1 protein-coding gene is annotated in these 240 nt (G+C 57.9%); it reads left to right on the forward strand.

Translation table 11 applies throughout. The annotated features are described in order from the left end of the window. Positions 1–55: 55 nt before the first annotated feature. Positions 56–240 (forward strand): transposase (locus tag ACM6IT_RS00035; RefSeq protein ID WP_414917225.1); only part of this gene is annotated, 185 nt, incomplete at its 3' end.

Here is a 240-nt window from a genome sequence, read left to right on the forward strand (position 1 = left end):
GGTCCGTTTGGAGGATCTGCTAGCGGCCAACCAAGCGTTGATGACGGTCTACTTAATGAAGGCTGAACTCAAAACGCTTTGGACGCCGAGCACCGCCTGGGGCTGGCGATCAGCCTGGAAGCAATGGCTGAGCCATGCTCAAGAAAGTGGAATACCGGCTCTGATCCAGTTCGCAAAGCGACTAAAGGGTTACTGGCGGGGCATCGTCAGCCGGGTTCGCTGGCCAATGCACACGGGCCA

This window comes from Pseudomonas sp. IT-P4 (genome assembly GCF_949767755.1).
GTDB lineage: Bacteria > Pseudomonadota > Gammaproteobacteria > Pseudomonadales > Pseudomonadaceae > Aquipseudomonas > Aquipseudomonas monachiensis.